The sequence below is a fragment of the Companilactobacillus sp. y65-5 genome, from assembly GCF_057541095.1.
Window position 1 is genome coordinate 271,247 of record NZ_BAAJOA010000001.1, and the last position, 16,069, is coordinate 287,315.

Annotated in this window: 14 protein-coding genes; 2 read left to right on the forward strand and 12 right to left on the reverse strand. The window is 37.0% G+C overall.

What is annotated here, in order from left to right; translation table 11 throughout:
• Nucleotides 1–44: 44 nt before the first annotated feature.
• Nucleotides 45–2,441: a DNA topoisomerase IV subunit A gene (gene parC / locus AC27FM_RS01420; protein ID WP_487086058.1), complete on the reverse strand. Its 2,397-nt coding sequence runs from the start codon at nt 2,439–2,441 to the stop codon at nt 45–47.
• A 58-nt stretch (nt 2,442–2,499) separates the two neighbouring features.
• Nucleotides 2,500–4,500 carry a DNA topoisomerase IV subunit B gene (gene parE / locus AC27FM_RS01425; protein WP_487085491.1) on the reverse strand — a complete coding sequence of 667 codons (2,001 nt, stop codon included), beginning with the start codon at nt 4,498–4,500 and terminating at the stop codon, nt 2,500–2,502.
• Between the two features lie 220 nt (nt 4,501–4,720).
• On the opposite strand from parE, the gene plsY reads away from it, so the two are divergent.
• Nucleotides 4,721–5,338 (forward strand): glycerol-3-phosphate 1-O-acyltransferase PlsY, encoded by a 618-nt coding sequence (plsY, locus tag AC27FM_RS01430; RefSeq protein ID WP_487085493.1) that lies wholly within the window; start codon nt 4,721–4,723, stop codon nt 5,336–5,338.
• 422 nt (nt 5,339–5,760) lie between these two features.
• On the forward strand, nt 5,761–5,961 hold the full coding sequence (locus AC27FM_RS01435) for a hypothetical protein (RefSeq protein ID WP_487085495.1): 201 nt from the start codon (nt 5,761–5,763) through the stop codon (nt 5,959–5,961).
• A gap of 82 nt (nt 5,962–6,043) precedes the next feature.
• On the opposite strand, the gene AC27FM_RS01440 is transcribed toward AC27FM_RS01435, so the two are convergent.
• The 10 genes from AC27FM_RS01440 to AC27FM_RS01485 form a co-directional block, all read right to left on the reverse strand.
• Complete coding sequence (locus tag AC27FM_RS01440) at nt 6,044–7,021, reverse strand: Abi family protein (protein WP_487085497.1); 978 nt, start codon at nt 7,019–7,021, stop codon at nt 6,044–6,046.
• A 346-nt stretch (nt 7,022–7,367) separates the two neighbouring features.
• A complete protein-coding gene (locus AC27FM_RS01445) occupies nt 7,368–8,243 on the reverse strand; it encodes an aldose 1-epimerase family protein (protein ID WP_487085499.1) in 876 nt (291 codons plus the stop codon).
• A gap of 10 nt (nt 8,244–8,253) precedes the next feature.
• A complete protein-coding gene (gene hslU / locus AC27FM_RS01450; protein ID WP_487085501.1) occupies nt 8,254–9,690 on the reverse strand; it encodes an ATP-dependent protease ATPase subunit HslU in 1,437 nt (478 codons plus the stop codon).
• 15 nt (nt 9,691–9,705) lie between these two features.
• The gene (gene hslV / locus AC27FM_RS01455; protein ID WP_487085503.1) at nt 9,706–10,230 is read right to left on the reverse strand and encodes an HslVU peptidase proteolytic subunit; all 525 of its coding nucleotides are present in this window, start codon (nt 10,228–10,230) and stop codon (nt 9,706–9,708) included.
• Between the two features lie 13 nt (nt 10,231–10,243).
• Nucleotides 10,244–11,143, reverse strand: coding sequence for a tyrosine recombinase XerC (xerC, locus tag AC27FM_RS01460; protein ID WP_487085505.1), 900 nt, complete (start codon nt 11,141–11,143; stop codon nt 10,244–10,246).
• On the reverse strand, nt 11,143–13,227 hold the full coding sequence (topA, locus tag AC27FM_RS01465; protein WP_487085507.1) for a type I DNA topoisomerase: 2,085 nt from the start codon (nt 13,225–13,227) through the stop codon (nt 11,143–11,145). Before topA ends, xerC begins: the two co-directional genes overlap by 1 nt.
• A 113-nt stretch (nt 13,228–13,340) precedes the next feature.
• On the reverse strand, nt 13,341–14,117 hold the full coding sequence (gene dprA, locus AC27FM_RS01470) for a DNA-processing protein DprA (RefSeq protein ID WP_487085509.1): 777 nt from the start codon (nt 14,115–14,117) through the stop codon (nt 13,341–13,343).
• A gap of 77 nt (nt 14,118–14,194) precedes the next feature.
• Complete coding sequence (locus AC27FM_RS01475) at nt 14,195–14,980, reverse strand: ribonuclease HII (RefSeq protein WP_487085511.1); 786 nt, start codon at nt 14,978–14,980, stop codon at nt 14,195–14,197.
• Entirely contained in the window at nt 14,970–15,824 is an 855-nt protein-coding gene (gene ylqF / locus AC27FM_RS01480; protein WP_487085513.1) for a ribosome biogenesis GTPase YlqF, read from the reverse strand. The genes AC27FM_RS01475 and ylqF overlap by 11 nt, the downstream gene beginning before the upstream one ends.
• A gap of 9 nt (nt 15,825–15,833) precedes the next feature.
• Nucleotides 15,834–16,058, reverse strand: coding sequence for a YozE family protein (locus AC27FM_RS01485; protein ID WP_487085515.1), 225 nt, complete (start codon nt 16,056–16,058; stop codon nt 15,834–15,836).
• Nucleotides 16,059–16,069: the final 11 nt, after the last annotated feature.

The window sequence follows — 16,069 nt, forward strand, 5'->3', positions numbered from 1 at the left end:
GAACAATCATACTATATAAGTTAAAAATAATCTTGTGCTATTCATTATTTTTCTATTATTATATCCTTCACAAATCTAATAGGATTCCCATCCGTTTCTGGATCCATAACGAACGATCCATTTGAATATCTATCAGCGTTTTGATATGAGCTTGTATCTATTTTGATCTCTTGATTGGTATCAGTAATGATCGATAGTTGCTCCTTACCTGCAATGTTAGTTACTAACGACACACGATGCGGTGTTCGTTTGAGTTCACGTAATGTCAGCACCCCTCGTCTTGCACGGCTAGTAGAAGGTATCTCTGAGAGCTTCATCTGCTTATAAGAGCCGCGTTGTGTTAGTAAGGCAATCTTTTCTTTATCATCCCGCGATAAGAAATATCCGGCCAATTCGTCGTCATCTTTCAAGCTGACAAACTTAACTCCGACAGCCTTGCTTCCAACTATCGGCACCTCACTGATAGGAAACGCTGAAGCATACGAATGCTTAGTAAAGACATAAATTTGCCCCGGTGTTTCTTCTGGCAAGTAATATACATCCATAACCTTAGCTTCAGCAGATTTTAATTTGCTATATCGACTAGCACGGGACTTGTAGGTTCGACCCGGTAATAGATCAGCGAAAGTTACTTGCTTAATATAATTTTCGTTCGTACCGATTAAGAAAGTACCCTTCTCTTCTAAGTTTTTAAAGACAAATGCCTTTAAGATCGACTCATCGTTTGTTAGGCCTATTTCTTGCGACAGATGAGAACCAGTATCTTTCCAACGATTATCATCTACCTCAAATATTTGTCGATAAATCAGATTACCCTTGTCAGTAAATACAAATAAATGGTCAAGTGTGTTCACTTCTTGATCTAAAATCGGATAATCTTCATCCTTCAAGCCATTATCATCGGCTTCCGATGCTTGATATGAACGTAGACTACTTCGTTTTACGTATCCATCGTGACTAACTAATAATCTCACATCTTCACTTGCGACCAAAACACTGGTATCCACTTCGATATCAGCAACTTTAGCCTCGATCTTAGTACGACGATCATCTGCATAGGTGTCTCTAACTCTTCGTAATTCTTTTTTAATCACTTTCATCAAAGTTCCATGGTCATTGATTATCTTATCCAAAGAAGTAATTTGATCATTCAACTCTTTGTCTTCTTTTTGTAACTCAGTCACATCGGTATTAGTTAAACGATAAAGTTGTAACGAAACAATTGCTTCAGCCTGATCTTCGGTAAACTGATATTCTTTGATCAAATTATTTTTAGCATCAGATTTATTCTTACTTGACCGAATAGTCTTGATGACTTGGTCTAAGATGGAGAGAGCCTTGATCAGACCTTCAACGATATGCAAACGTTTCTTAGCCTTTTCCATATCAAACTTACTACGTCTTAACACAACATCTTCTTGATGCTTAACATATTCTGTCAAGATTTGTACTAACCCAACTTGTTGAGGACGCATATTGGCGATTGCAACCATATTGAAATTATAAGAGATTTGTAAATCAGTATTCTTGAACAAGTAATTCAAAATACCTTGTGCGTCAACATCTCGTTTCAATTCCACAACGATCGATAATCCTTGACGATCACTTTCATCACGAACCTCAGCTATTCCATCAACTCTTTTAAGAACACGCATTTCATCGATTTTTTTAACCAGCAATGCTTTGTTAACTTCGTACGGAATTTCTGTTACAACAATTTGTGTTTTGTGTCCGCGAATTTCCTGAATAGAGGTTTTTGATCGAAGAAAAACTTTTCCACGACCAGTCTCATAAGCTTCACGAATACCTTTTGCACCTTGAAGTATTCCCCCTGTTGGAAAATCTGGGCCCTTTACGATTTGCATTAAATCATCCAGTGTTGCACTAGGTTTGTCGATCAACTTGATTGTTGCATCAATTACTTCACCTAAGTTGTGCGGTGGGATCTCTGTTGCATAACCAGCTGAGATTCCAGTTGCTCCATTGACTAGTAGGTTGGGGAATCTTGCTGGTAATACTTTTGGTTCTTTTTCAGTATCATCAAAATTCCATTCCATATCAACGGTACCCTTGTTGATATCACGTAACATTTCAGTGGAGATTTTACTTAATCTAGCTTCTGTATAACGCATGGCAGCTGGTGGATCGCCATCCATCGAACCGTTATTACCATGCATTTCAATCAATGGATCACGTAATTTCCAGTCTTGGGACAAACGAACCATTGCTTCATAGATCGAAGAATCACCATGAGGATGAAAATTACCCATAACATTACCGACACCTTTGGCGGATTTTCTAAAACCCTTATCAAAGGTATTGCCATCAACGAACATTGAATACAAAATCCGCCTCTGTACGGGTTTCAGACCATCCCTTATGTCAGGTAATGCTCTCTCTTGAATAATTGATTTTGAATATCTCTCAAAACGATCTCCCATTATTTTTTCTAATGGCAGGTCTTGAATTTTAGGAGAATTGTTAGCCAATATATATCACCTATTCCTTGTTCAATAAATCATCGACGATTTTATTATCGATTGGATCGGTATCATCGACCTTTTCCAAAATATTATCGCCTTCCTCAGTACCGTTGAATCGAACATTCTTTTCGATCCAATCACGTCTAGGCTTAACTTTATCACCCATCAGTGTTGTGACACGGCGTTCAGCTAAGGCCGCATCGTCAATATTGACACGAATTAAGATTCTAGTTTCAGGGTTCATGGTTGTATTCCACAACTGGTCAGCGTTCATTTCGCCTAGTCCCTTAAACCTTTGTAATTCGTATCCTTTGCCCATTTCCTTGATAGAATTCTTTAATTCTTCAGGAGTCCAGCAATATTTCATTTTAGTCTTCTCGCCCTTACCCTTTTGTAGCTTGTACAAAGGTGGTAAAGCAATATAAACATGTCCAGCATCAACTAGTGGTCTCATGTAGCGATAGAAGAATGTCAGCAACAAAATTTGAATATGAGAGCCATCATCATCGGCATCGGTCATAATAATGACCTTGTCATAATTACTGTCTTCCAACTTAAAGTCAGCACCGACACCTGCTCCGATAGTATAAATCATCGTATTGATCTCTTCATTTTTGTATATCTCTTCAAGCTTTGCCTTTTGAGTATTCAAGACCTTTCCACGCAATGGTAGGATTGCTTGAAACTTACGATCTCTACCTTGTTTGGCTGAACCACCAGCTGAATCACCTTCGACCAAGAATAATTCATTCTTAGAGGCATTCTTTGATTGAGCCGGAGTTAATTTACCAGATAACAGACCATCGGTCTTTTTGTTTTTCTTACCATTTCGACTAGTTTCACGTGCTTTTCTAGCAGCCTCACGTGCCTCACGCGCCTTCAGAGACTTCTTTACGAGAGTTTGGGCCTGTTCCCCATTCTCCATCAAATAAAAGCTCATCTGTTCGTAAACTAATTGATCAACGGCTGATCTAGCTTGTGGAGTTCCTAGCTTGCCTTTTGTCTGACCCTCAAATTGCAAAATTTCTTCCGGAATACGGACTGAAATTATTGCAGATAGTCCTTCACGAACATCGCTACCTTCGAGGTTCTTACTGTTTTCCTTGAGCAATCCAACTTTTCTGGCATAATCATTAAAAGCCTTAGTAAGACCAGACTTCATACCAGATTCGTGAGTCCCACCATCAGCTGTTCTAACATTATTTACAAATGAGATAATGTTCTCTGAATAGCCATCGTTATATTGTCCGGAAAACTCTATCTCCATATCGGAATTCGTTCCCTCGATATAGAATATTCCACCAACCGTATCTTTATCTTCGTTCAAATACTTAACGAATGATTGGATTCCATCCTCGTAATGGAAAACATCATTTTTTTCTTCTTCACCACGTTTATCAGTGATGGTGAATTTAACCCCTTTGAGCAGAAAAGCCGATTCGCGTAATCTTTCGGCTAAAGTATCATAACTGTATTTGGTTGTTTGAAAAATACTTGCATCTGGCTTGAAGCTAATGGCAGTTCCATTGTCTTCCTTAGTTGTTCCTGTTTTTTTGAGCGTCCCAACTGGATGACCACCATTTTCGAATCTTTCTTCGTATACTTTGTGGTCACGTACAACACGTACAGTCATCCATTCAGACAAGGCGTTAACTACTGAGGAACCAACCCCATGTAGTCCACCGGATGTCTTATAACTGTTCTCAGAGAATTTACCACCAGCGTGCAATACCGTTAGGATAACCTCTATCGTAGGTTTACCACTCGAGTGCATTCCCGTTGGCATCCCACGACCATGGTCAATAACTGTTATACTACCATCATGGTTGATAGTTACGTTTATTTCTTTTCCAAATCCTGATAGAGCTTCGTCAACTGCATTATCAACAATCTCATAAACCAAATGATGTAATCCACGTGAATCGGTTGAACCGATGTACATACCTGGTCTTTTTCGGACGGCCTCTAAGCCTTCCAAAATCTGAATTGACGAATCATCATAAGATGATTTTGGCATTTATATCATTCCTTTTTTATTAATTACTAGCTCGACATTTTACTATTATATCACTATATCTTAACATCCCAGAAAAAGTTTGGAACATATGTTCGATTTTTAAACTTTTACTTTTTAGTGGTTTTAGTAGATAATGTCTAAGTTGGTATTTGTTATTCGAAATAAAAATACCTTAGAGTTACAATATACCAAAAAATAAAACTTAGAGAGTGATTTTTATATGAAACTTCTCATTTGTGCAATTTTAGCTTACTTAATCGGCTCTTTTCCAACCGCATACATAGTTGGAAAGATATTTTTCCATAAAAATATTTTTGAATACGGTAGCGGAAACGTCGGAACTACTAATGCCTATCGTGTATTCGGACCATATGCTGGAACAGGCGTACTGATCGTCGACATTTTAAAAGGGACTCTAGGAGCTTTGATGCCTGTCTTTTTTGGACTAGATCATCATTGGGTATTGTTCATTGGCGTATTTGCGGTCATCGGACATGTCTTTTCAATTTTCCTTAAATTCCGTGGTGGTAAAGCTGTTGCGACGAGTGCCGGTATCTTATTAGCATACAATCCACTACTGTTCGTAATTTGTTTTATCGTATTGGCAACCATCGTCTATGTAACTAGTATGGTCAGTGTCGCCAGTTTAACTACCGTACTGTTCTTCACGATTGCGTCACTATTCCTACATGATTGGATTTTAACCGCAGTGGCGGCAACAGTCACGGTAATCATCTATATTCGGCACATCCCTAATATAAAACGTTTATTGAAAGGTACAGAAAATTTAGTACCTATTGGATTGAGATATAAACGACAACAAAAAAACGATCATTAATTTTGCGATAATCCCTCCATAGCCGTCAGATGAAATACAATAATTCATTTGACGACTATGGAGGGATTTTTGTATGCCTAGGTTCTCGGCCCTTGAGAAGCTCAAGCTAATTGGGCTCCTTGGAGGGATTATCAACAGTCAGGCCTCCAAGAGCCACTTATGCAAGACAGCACGGAATCAATGAAAGTACGCTTAAATGGTGAGCAAAAGATTCGGGTGAGTGGCGTTTTAGATCTTTATGGTCGTCGTCTCTTAGCGCATAAACTCAGTGTCACCGAAACCTCAGTTGCGGAGATAGAGGTATTTCACGTGCATCTGATAGCGTTGAGAACGCCCACCCACTTATCCACACGGATCGTGAGTCAGCCTACACATCAGGTGCCTTCAACAATTTTATTAGTCGTTACGATGCGACACGCAGTATGTCTCGATCAGGGACGCCTTACGATAATTCGCCAATGGAGCGCTGCTGGTGGAATGAATTTAAACTACACTGGATGGATCGCTATCCGCCAGCTAAGGCCTACGAAGATCTGATAAAGCTAGTTGAAGAAGGAATCGAATACTTCAACCATCATAATTGTTCAGAACAAAGAAACGGCCTCACTCCAGATGAATACTAGAATGAAGCCGCTTAGAAACGAATAAAATTTTATATTAGTTCACCTGTCAACTTGACAGGGCCTAGTGCAAATTTAACAGTACCTATTTCACTTGACGTATTGCATCTTTGTTATGCCAGTCAGCGGGAAACCCTAATAGCACGATTATTTCATCAATAGATATTGATGTTAATTGCTTAGATAAATGCTTAAATCTCTTCCTCAATGTGTTATTTAATACAGCAAACTCCGTAGGACTAAGAAAACATTGCATGCTGATAAATGTCGAATAAGTTCTTCTCCTCGGATCACTTGCTTTAATTCCGTATTTCCCGTGAAGTTGTTGAAAATACTTTGTATCCGCATGACAACGATAATCCAAGAGCCGATTATTATGTGCGCAAACATTACGAACTTCTCTAATATTTTTTATAAATGAATTCATAATTTCAGGAGTAAACTGACCACTATAATTTGAAATATTATCTTTTATAAATCCTGAGGTATCTTGTGCTATTTTATTTTGTAAGTCTACCGGGATACACTGAATTAATGATGCAAGATCCCCAAAGTCTAAATAATCAATTAAAACCCATATAGGTACATCATTATATTTTCTTACATAGTGATAAATTGTATTATTTGAAAATTTTTTATTTTTATTAATAACCTTTGAAATCTTAGAGATTAGATAACCTACTTGTAGTATTTTATCATTTGCATAACAATTAACATCAAGATATGCATATCTTTGATTTTGATATTTTTCCGCAAACCTATGAGCAAAAATAGACTTTAAATGATGTTCCACATCCAATGTTGCCCTGAAAATTGTTTGTTTTATCTCAGTTTCAAAAAAATAAAGATGACAAACTTCATCAAATGTAGATCCTTCTTTATATTGGTCATTATTAGGATCAGCATCTATTTGAAAGTAGCGGCTGTATCCATTAATGATGTTGTAATAATTATTAGTCAATAAAAATCTTTTACAAAGTTCGTGATTATTAATAATCAATCCACGAGACTCTAGAATTTTCATTTGTGAATCAAGGTCTTTAAATTCTTTAATTATAACCAAAAAATCCCTCCATTAATATTAATAATGGAGGGATTAATCGCAATGGCCCCCGTAGGATCACCACCGCTCTCTTATGTCTCCATTATACATTCTTTAAGCAAATCGTCAAATACAAAACTCAAATGTGCTACGGAACAAAGTCAATATGTTTACTATAAATAATTAATGTCAATTGTATGATACTACAACTTGTTTGAAACAAGCTATTCATTGTGAATGAATTAATCTCGCCCTATTATTTTTATTTCATAGCTATATTGTGTTCTTCAATTTATTTTGAGAACAAAGAAAAGCACCTTAAAGTTTGGATTTCTCCAACTTTAAAGATGCTCTTAAAAATCTATAATTATTTGACTGAAATACTAAAGTAAGCTTCGAATTGTTCACCAGGAGCCAACTTGTTAACACCGTATTTAGTCTTAAAGTCATTGTCACTGTCTTTTTTATCAGCAAGTCCCCACCATGGTTCGATACACATGAAGTTACCTGCGTCAGGATAAGTTGACCACATACCGAAGTATTTAGCATTACCAGTATCCAAAGTCAATTTGTGTGCTGACTTTTCACTCGCAATAGATACAACAGCTGGATCATTTAGACGATAAACAATAGCATCATCTTTAAATTCTTCACGGTTCATAGCAAAGTTTTGATTTTCCACTTTGTGCTCACCGTCAAGGTCGATTTGATGTTCAACGATAGGAATACTTGATCTTGTTTCTGAAGGATCAATAGTAACGTTGAAATCTTCAAACTTCAAATCGCTGTCAAATGGTACTGTGAAACCAGGATGTGCGCCAATATTAAAGTACATGTCACCTGATTCTTCAAGACTGTCAACCAAATAACTAATTTGAACAGTATCTTTTACTAGTTGGTAAATAATGCTTAGTTTGAAATGATAAGGATATTTTTCAAGGCTAGCTTCACTAGCTTCAAGTGTCAAAACTAACTTAGAATCTGTTTGTGATTCCAAAGCAAATTCTTGATCTCTGGCAAATCCATGCTGTGTCATTTGATATTCTTTACCATCAATAAAGTAATGATCATCCTTTAAACGACCAACGATTGGAAACAGTACTGGTGCATGTCTGCCCCAAACTTTAGGATCTGCTTGCCAGATAAATTCGACATCTTTATCGTCTTTGATGCTACTTAATTCAGCACCTTTTGAGTTAATTTGAACGGTCAAAAAATCGTTCTTCAATTCATACATTTTCATAATTTTCCCCCTAGAGAATATAACGAGATAGATCTTGATCGTCAGCAATCTTGCCAACTTGTTCCTTAACATACTCACGAGTAATAGTAATATCACCCATTTGCATATCTGGACCTTCGTACAAAATATCCGCCAATATTTTTTCTAGAACAGTAGCCAATCTTCTAGCACCAATGTTCTGATTAGTATTATTCAGGTTGTAAGCGATTTTTGCAATCTCTTCCACCGATTCTTTAGTAAAAGTTAAATGAAGTCCATCTGCACGAGTAAGTGCAACATATTGCTTCGTTAGGGCATTGTCAGGCTTAGTCAAAATTTGAATGAAGTCGGCTTCGGTCAAATCTTCCAACTCGACACGAATTGGGAAACGTCCTTGTAGTTCAGCAATCAAATCACTTGGCTTGCTCTCAGCGAATGCACCAGATGCAATGAATAAGATATGATCAGTATTAACCGCACCATATTTAGTATTGATTTGTGATCCTTCAACAATAGGCAAGATATCACGTTGCACACCTTCACGAGAGACTTCTCCAGATGTTTTTTTGCTACCAGCAGCAATTTTATCAAACTCATCAATAAAGATAATTCCATTATTTTGAGTCCGTTCAATGGCTGATTGATAAATTTCATCATGATCAACACGTTTTTGTGATTCTTGTTGAATCAACAATTCACGTGCTTCGCTAACTGTTAATGTTCTAGAGATCATTTTCTTAGGCATCAACGAATCCATCATTCCGCCCATATCAATACCCATTTGTGCCATTTGATCATTCATGGGATTAACTTTACGAGATTCTTCGACTTTAACGGTTATTTCATGATCTTCGAGTAAGCCTTTGTCTAATTGCTCTTTAACGGTCAATCTTTGATCACGCACTTCATCGGTTACATCAGAATTACTGTCAGGGTCTTCGTCAGGACTTTGTCCACCCATTGCATCTTGCAAGTTTGCGGAATTTTGAAGATTATTCAACATCGACATGAAGTCCATATTGTTATTTTGCTGACGTTGTTCCTTTTTCACTCCGGGTACTAATAATTTAACCAATTTTTTATCAACATCGCGACGAACTTCTGGACGAATTTCATCGAATTTTTCTTTTTCTTCCATTGAAACAGCTACATCAACTAAATCTCTAACCATTGATTCAACATCGCGACCAACATATCCAACTTCAGTGAATTTTGTAGCTTCGACTTTAACAAACGGAGCTTTAACAACTTTAGCAAGACGGCGAGCAATCTCAGTCTTACCAACACCAGTTGGTCCAATCATCATCAAGTTTTTAGGAGTTATTTCTTGTTGTAACTTCTTTGGAACTTGCATACGGCGGTAACGGTTGTAAAGCGCAATCGCTACTGCCTTTTTAGCATCGTCCTGTCCAATAATATAATTATCCAATTGAGCGACTATTTCTTTAGGTGTTAAAACGTTATCCATTTATTTCTCTCCAGTTTAAAATTTGTCTGAAATAATATTATCGTTGGTAAAGATATCGATCCCTGATGCGATTTTAATCGCTTCACGAGCCATTTGTTCTGCATCCATGTCACTGGCATGGCGTTGCATTGCGATGGCTGCTGCCTGAGCAAAATTGCCACCTGAGCCAATTGCTACTACATCTTCATCAGGTTCAATAATTTCGCCACTACCAGAAATCAATAATAAATTATCCTTATCCATGGCAATCAGCATTGCTTCTAGTTTTTGAAGAGTAGGATCCTTTCTCCAATCTTGAGCTAATTCAACCGCAGCACGCTTCAAATTACCTGAATATGATTTTAATTTTTTCTCTAACCAATCTTGCAATGTTATGGCATCAGCTACGCCACCAGCGAATCCAATGATAACTTGGTCATCAAAGATACGTCTGATTTTGTGAGCTGAACCTTTCATAATGAATTTTTCACTCAATGTAACTTGGCCATCTCCAGCAATAGCTGTGTGTCCATCATGTTTAACTGCAACAATAGTAGTCATCTATTTACCTACCTTACCTTGGAAAATATTTTTTGTAATCTTTTTGTAAATGTTCCATCGTCACGTGAGTATAAATCTGAGTAGTTGAAAGACTTGAATGTCCGAGTAATTCTTGAACCGTCCTCAAATCTGCCCCGTGATCCAGCATATGTGTGGCAAAGGTATGGCGAATCATGTGAGGATGAATATCTGACGTCAAACTAGTTTTTTTGATAATCTGAGTCAAAATATATTCTATGCCTCTACTGGTCAATCCTTTACCACGGTTGTTAACAAACACAAACTGATGGTCCTGTTTACCAGCATCCATCAATTTTTTTCTACCATCATCGATATAACGAGTCAAGGCGCTGTTTGAATAACTACCGAAAGGAACATAACGATCTTTATCACCTTTACCGTGAACTAGGACTATGCCATTAGTGAAGTCTAATTGTCCTAATTCCAAATTAGCACATTCACTGACACGCATCCCTGTGGCATAAAGTAACTCCAATAATGCAGAGTTTCTTTCGGACAGTGGATCATCGCCTTTAACTGCTTCAAACAGCTGATTCATTTCCTTTTCATAAAAGAAACGTGGCAATTTTCTACCCTTGTGACGAAGTTGAACTAAATCAAATGGGTTAGTTTTAATGAACTTATTGCGTAACAAAAAATTATAAAACGATCGTAACGCTGAAATTCTCCTAGCCACAGTTTCATCCGCATAATCTTTTTCATCTAGGTATGTCAAATAAGTTTCAACATCGACCCGATTGACCTTTGTAAATCCCTTAAATCCACCATTGTGATCAAGAAACTTTACAAAATTATTAATGTCTTCTAAATAAGAACTTTTGGTATCTTCTGAATAGTGATGATTGATCATCAAATAATCAATGAATTTGTCAATCAAAGATTGTTCTAACACTATTTTTGAACCTGTTCTTCGTAATCACCATTAGGACAAATAACTTGGCGACCACCTTTGACTTTCTTTTCAACTAGATAATGACCATCCTTAGGACAATCACGACCAATTGGTTTATCCCATGAAACGAAATCACAATCGGGATATCTTGAACAACCATAGAAGATACGATTCTTTTTAGACTTTCTCTCAATGACTTGTCCCTCTTTACATTTAGGACAAACAACACCGATTTCTTTGACGATAGGTTTGGTGTTACGACAATCAGGGAATCTAGAACAGGCATAGAACTTACCATAGCGTCCCATTTTGATCACCATTGGGGCACCACAGATATCACAATCCATTCCAGCAGGTTCGTCTTTGATTTGAACTTTTTCAATTTTGTTTTCCGCTGATTCTAATTCTTTGGCGAAAGGCTTGTAATAATTATCAACGACTTTGATCCAATTTTCCTTACCTTCTTCAATCTCATCCAGCTCGTCTTCCAAGTGAGCTGTAAAGTCGATATTTACGATATCCGGGAAATAATCTTGAATTAAATTGTCAACGATTTCACCTAGCTCAGTAGGTTCAAAACTCTTACCATTCAATTTAACATAGTAACGTCTCTGAATAGTATCAATTGTTGGAGCATAGGTGGACGGACGTCCAACACCGTTTTCTTCCAGCGCCTTAACTAGTGAAGCTTCAGTAAATCTTGCTGGTGGTTGCGTAAAGTGTTGTGCAGGGTCATTGGATTGTAACTGAGCCTTGTCACCTTCAGCCAATTCCGGTAAGATATTATCTTTTTTATTAGATTCAGAAGTACTCTGATAGACCTTACGATATCCTTCAAATTTGATCTTTGAACCATTGGCTCTGAACATAACACCATTTTGAGTCAAATCAACTGTCATCGTGTCATAGACTGCAGGTGTCATTTGACTTGCAACAAATCTAGACCAAATCAATTCATACAAACGATATTGATCACGAGACAAGATCTCCTTGAGTGATTTTGGTGTACGTAAAACTGAAGATGGACGAATAGCCTCATGGGCATCTTGTGCACCTTCTTGGTTCTTATCTTGACGTTTTTTTACTGCTGCAAATGGTTCTCCAAATTCATCATGAATGAATTCAGAAGCTTCAGCTTGAGCAACTTTGGAAATACGCTTAGAATCAGTACGCATATAAGTGATTAAACCTACCGTACCTTCCTTACGACCAAGGTTGATTCCTTCATAAAGTTGTTGAGCAACCATCATAGTTTTTCTAGTCTTGAAATTTAACTTACGGTTAGCCTCTTGTTGCAGGGAACTTGTCGTAAATGGTGCTGCTGGGAATCTTTTACGTTCCTTCTTAGTAACCTTTTCAATTTCGAAGTCATCTTGCTTATTGATACGTCCAAGAACTTCTTGTACTTGATCATTATTCTTTAATTCTAATTTTTTGTGATCGATACCATAAAAATTAGCTTTAAATTTATCTTTGTCATGTTTGAATACGGATTCAATCGTCCAATATTCTTCCGGAACAAACTTTTTGATTTCTTTTTCACGTTCAATAACCAATTTAAGCGCGATTGATTGAACACGTCCAGCACTCAAGCCTTTTTTGACTTTTGCCCAGAGAATTGGAGAAATAGAATAACCTACTAATCGATCTAAGACACGACGTGCTTGTTGGGCATCAACCAAGTTCATATCAATACTGCGAGGCGTCTTAAATGCCTGTTTAACAGTATCCTTTGTGATTTCATTGAACACAACTCGATTTTTTCCGTCAACGTCTAAACCTAGTAGATGAGAAACATGCCAGGCAATAGCTTCACCTTCCCGATCCGGATCGGCTGCCAGATAAACTCTTTTGGCCTTCTTTGCCTCTTTCTTTAAATCTTTGATAACAGGGCCTTTACCACGAATGGAGATATATTTTGGCTCGTAGTCGTGATCGATATCGACACCCATTTGACTCTTAGGTAAATCTCTAACATGACCTAGACTAGCGACAACGTGATAATTACGTCCCAAGTACTTTTCGATTGTTTTTGCTTTTGATGGTGATTCAACTATCACCAAATTCTTTTGTTTCGCTGTCACGCAAAGTGCTCCTTTCTGAATGAATCAATTAAAAACTGTTCAATATATTATATGATTTTTGAAAATTGTCAATTCAAATGATACATTTAATTACTAAATTGGGAAAGCGTTATCTACAATTCGTTAAAATTATTTAGCGGAATTGCTCCTTCTTCGATTAGTTTATTACACCCTCTTGATGATGTATCGTCTATTCTACCAGGTATCGCGTACACATCACGATTCTCTTGAAGCGCGATCTCCGCTGTAATCAATGAACCACTACGTTCTTTTGCTTCAGTTACGATTACCTTTTGGCTGACACCTGCGATTATACGGTTTCGTTGAGGAAAATGCCACCTTCTTATGTGACAACCGGGCGGATATTCACTAATAACTAGACCAAATTCGAAGATTTCATCTTGTAATTCTTTATTATTAGCTGGGTAATAATCATCTAAACAATTGCCAATTACTGCAATCGTGTCTACCTTATTATTAAGGGCAGCTTGGTGTGCCCAACCATCGACACCCTTAGCCAAACCACTGACAACCGTATATCGACCCTTTATCCGCGGTACAAGACCGTTGATACAGCGATAACTGTATTCTGTCGCCTCTCTTGCTCCAACAATAGCTATACAATTATTTTTTAATAGATTAATATTTCCACGATAAAATAGCAATGCTGGTGGATTATAAATCTCTCTCAATATATTTGGATATTCATTGCTCAAATATGTTATCGCCTGAATATCAGATGCCTCTTGTTCTCTAAATAATAGTAGAAACTGGCTAAATTTCTCCCACTTCCATTTATTCTTCAAAAAATCAAAAGCATCTTGTTCCAGATTATCACTATTTATAGATAATTTAATAATTTTAAGCATTTCTTGATTGGAAATCATCATTGTTAATCGACATTTAATTAAAAAAATCGTCAGTTTATATTTCATCATCATATAAAAAAACCACCTTCATAATTAAATTACGAAAATGGCATTTTATATAACTTATTAGTATTTTTGACTGGTGAGAAGCTCAGGCGATGGATCGGCGTTCGACCGTACTCATCTAATGCTTGCAGGTGTTCTTTAGTTCCATAGCCATCATTTCTTAAAAATCCAAACTCAGGATAAATTTTATCGTATACACTCATCAATCTATCTCGAGATACCTTTGCAACGATACTTGCCGCTCCAATACTTAACGATTTGGAGTCACCCTTGATCAATTTTGTTTGTCCAATGTTAACAGGAATCGTCATAGCATCTACTAAAATATGATTGGGTTTTAAATATAAACGATCGACAGCATCTTTCATCACCAATTCTGTTGCATGATAAATATTTTCTTGATCGATAAGTTTGGGACTACCCACACCGATGCTAATATCAATTGCTTGTTCACAAATTTGGCGATAGATTTTATCGCGTTTTTTAGGAGTTAGTTTTTTAGAATCATCAACTTCATAAAGTGTATTGTCGGCTGGTAGAATCACTGCCGCTGTAACAACAGGTCCGGCCAAAGGACCTCGTCCAACTTCGTCCACGCCAGCAACCGTTAGTCCATGGTTCCAATAATCACGTTCTAAAAATTCCTTCTTGTGAAAATTATCGATCAGTTCTTTTTGTTGATTTATTCTCTTAAAATATTGCCTTAATAAGTTTTGAACACCAACTCGTTCGTCATTAGCCAACTGTTCAAGTGTATTTTGATCCGGGTGAACAGCTAACAATTCTTTGACATCGCTGATGGTCAATTTATTCTTCATAAAATTCACCTGGTACGTCAAGTGTGATACGACCTAATTTTAATTTTCGAATATCATCGATGATTCGTCTGGAAGCACGTTCATAATCTTCTTTATAGCCGAATTTTTCAGTCAGATGCATCAATAACTCTGGTGTCGTGTGATTGAATAAATCCGATCTGTCCAAATTGTAGGCTTCTAATAAGCGATCCATATAATGGGCTTCTAAAAAGTCCAAAGCATAGATAGCAACGTCATCTGGAGAATAGATTTTATCCTTAATAGCTCCTGAAAGTGCAAGTTTCATCCCCACTTTTGGATCGTCGATCTTAGGCCACAGAATACCGGGTGTATCCAATAAGTCAATGTCATACTTAGTTTTTAACCAATTTTGATTCTTAGTAACTCCCGGTTTATTACCAGTGACTGCCACATTTTTACCGACAATACGATTCAGGATCGTTGATTTACCGACATTAGGGATTCCAATACACATCGCCTTAATACGATAATTTTTGACACCACTTTTTTCGTATTTATCGATTTTATCTGCCAATTCTTGATGAATCATAGAATTAATTTTGCCTAATCCTTTATTATGTTTGGCATCTAATTCAATTGCAGAGGTGCCCTCTTGCTCAAAGTTGAGTTTCCAATCATTGGTCAGCTTAGGATCAGCTAAATCAGCCTTATTTAAAATAATAATGTGCTTCTTTTGGTCAATAATTTGTTCCAATACCGGATTTCTAGAACTAAAAGGCAATCGTGCATCAACTATCTCAAGTACGATATCAACCATTTTCAGTCGATCTTGTACTTGATTTTTTGCTTTGTTCATATGTCCTGGATACCATTGTAACGCCATCATTTTCACCTATTTTCTGTCTGTATCTTGATACTTTTGAAACGCCTCATCAAAAATTGTCATACTCGGTAAATAACCGGCATTCAATTCTAGATAATTTGAAATTTTTTCATAATCAGTTTCCTGTTTAGGAAAAGATTGGTCACGTTGTGCGTTAGCCGCGAATTCAGCTTCCGGCTCATTACTATTTGCGTTGCGCAAAGTCATTAAGAATTCATAAAAACTACGTCTCATTGAACCCTCCC

What these genes read in the sequence shown, in the direction of transcription:
- parC (WP_487086058.1), bottom strand. Translation starts at nt 2,441, where the DNA reads ATGGGAGATCGTTTTGAGAGATATTCAAAATCAATTATTCAAGAGAGA.
- parE (WP_487085491.1), bottom strand. Translation starts at nt 4,500, where the DNA reads ATGCCAAAATCATCTTATGATGATTCGTCAATTCAGATTTTGGAAGGC.
- plsY (WP_487085493.1), top strand. Translation starts at nt 4,721, where the DNA reads ATGAAACTTCTCATTTGTGCAATTTTAGCTTACTTAATCGGCTCTTTT.
- AC27FM_RS01435 (WP_487085495.1), top strand. Translation starts at nt 5,761, where the DNA reads ATGTCTCGATCAGGGACGCCTTACGATAATTCGCCAATGGAGCGCTGC.
- AC27FM_RS01445 (WP_487085499.1), bottom strand. Translation starts at nt 8,243, where the DNA reads ATGAAAATGTATGAATTGAAGAACGATTTTTTGACCGTTCAAATTAAC.
- hslU (WP_487085501.1), bottom strand. Translation starts at nt 9,690, where the DNA reads ATGGATAACGTTTTAACACCTAAAGAAATAGTCGCTCAATTGGATAAT.
- hslV (WP_487085503.1), bottom strand. Translation starts at nt 10,230, where the DNA reads ATGACTACTATTGTTGCAGTTAAACATGATGGACACACAGCTATTGCT.
- dprA (WP_487085509.1), bottom strand. Translation starts at nt 14,117, where the DNA reads ATGATGATTTCCAATCAAGAAATGCTTAAAATTATTAAATTATCTATA.
- AC27FM_RS01475 (WP_487085511.1), bottom strand. Translation starts at nt 14,980, where the DNA reads ATGAAGAATAAATTGACCATCAGCGATGTCAAAGAATTGTTAGCTGTT.
- ylqF (WP_487085513.1), bottom strand. Translation starts at nt 15,824, where the DNA reads ATGGCGTTACAATGGTATCCAGGACATATGAACAAAGCAAAAAATCAA.
- AC27FM_RS01485 (WP_487085515.1), bottom strand. Translation starts at nt 16,058, where the DNA reads ATGAGACGTAGTTTTTATGAATTCTTAATGACTTTGCGCAACGCAAAT.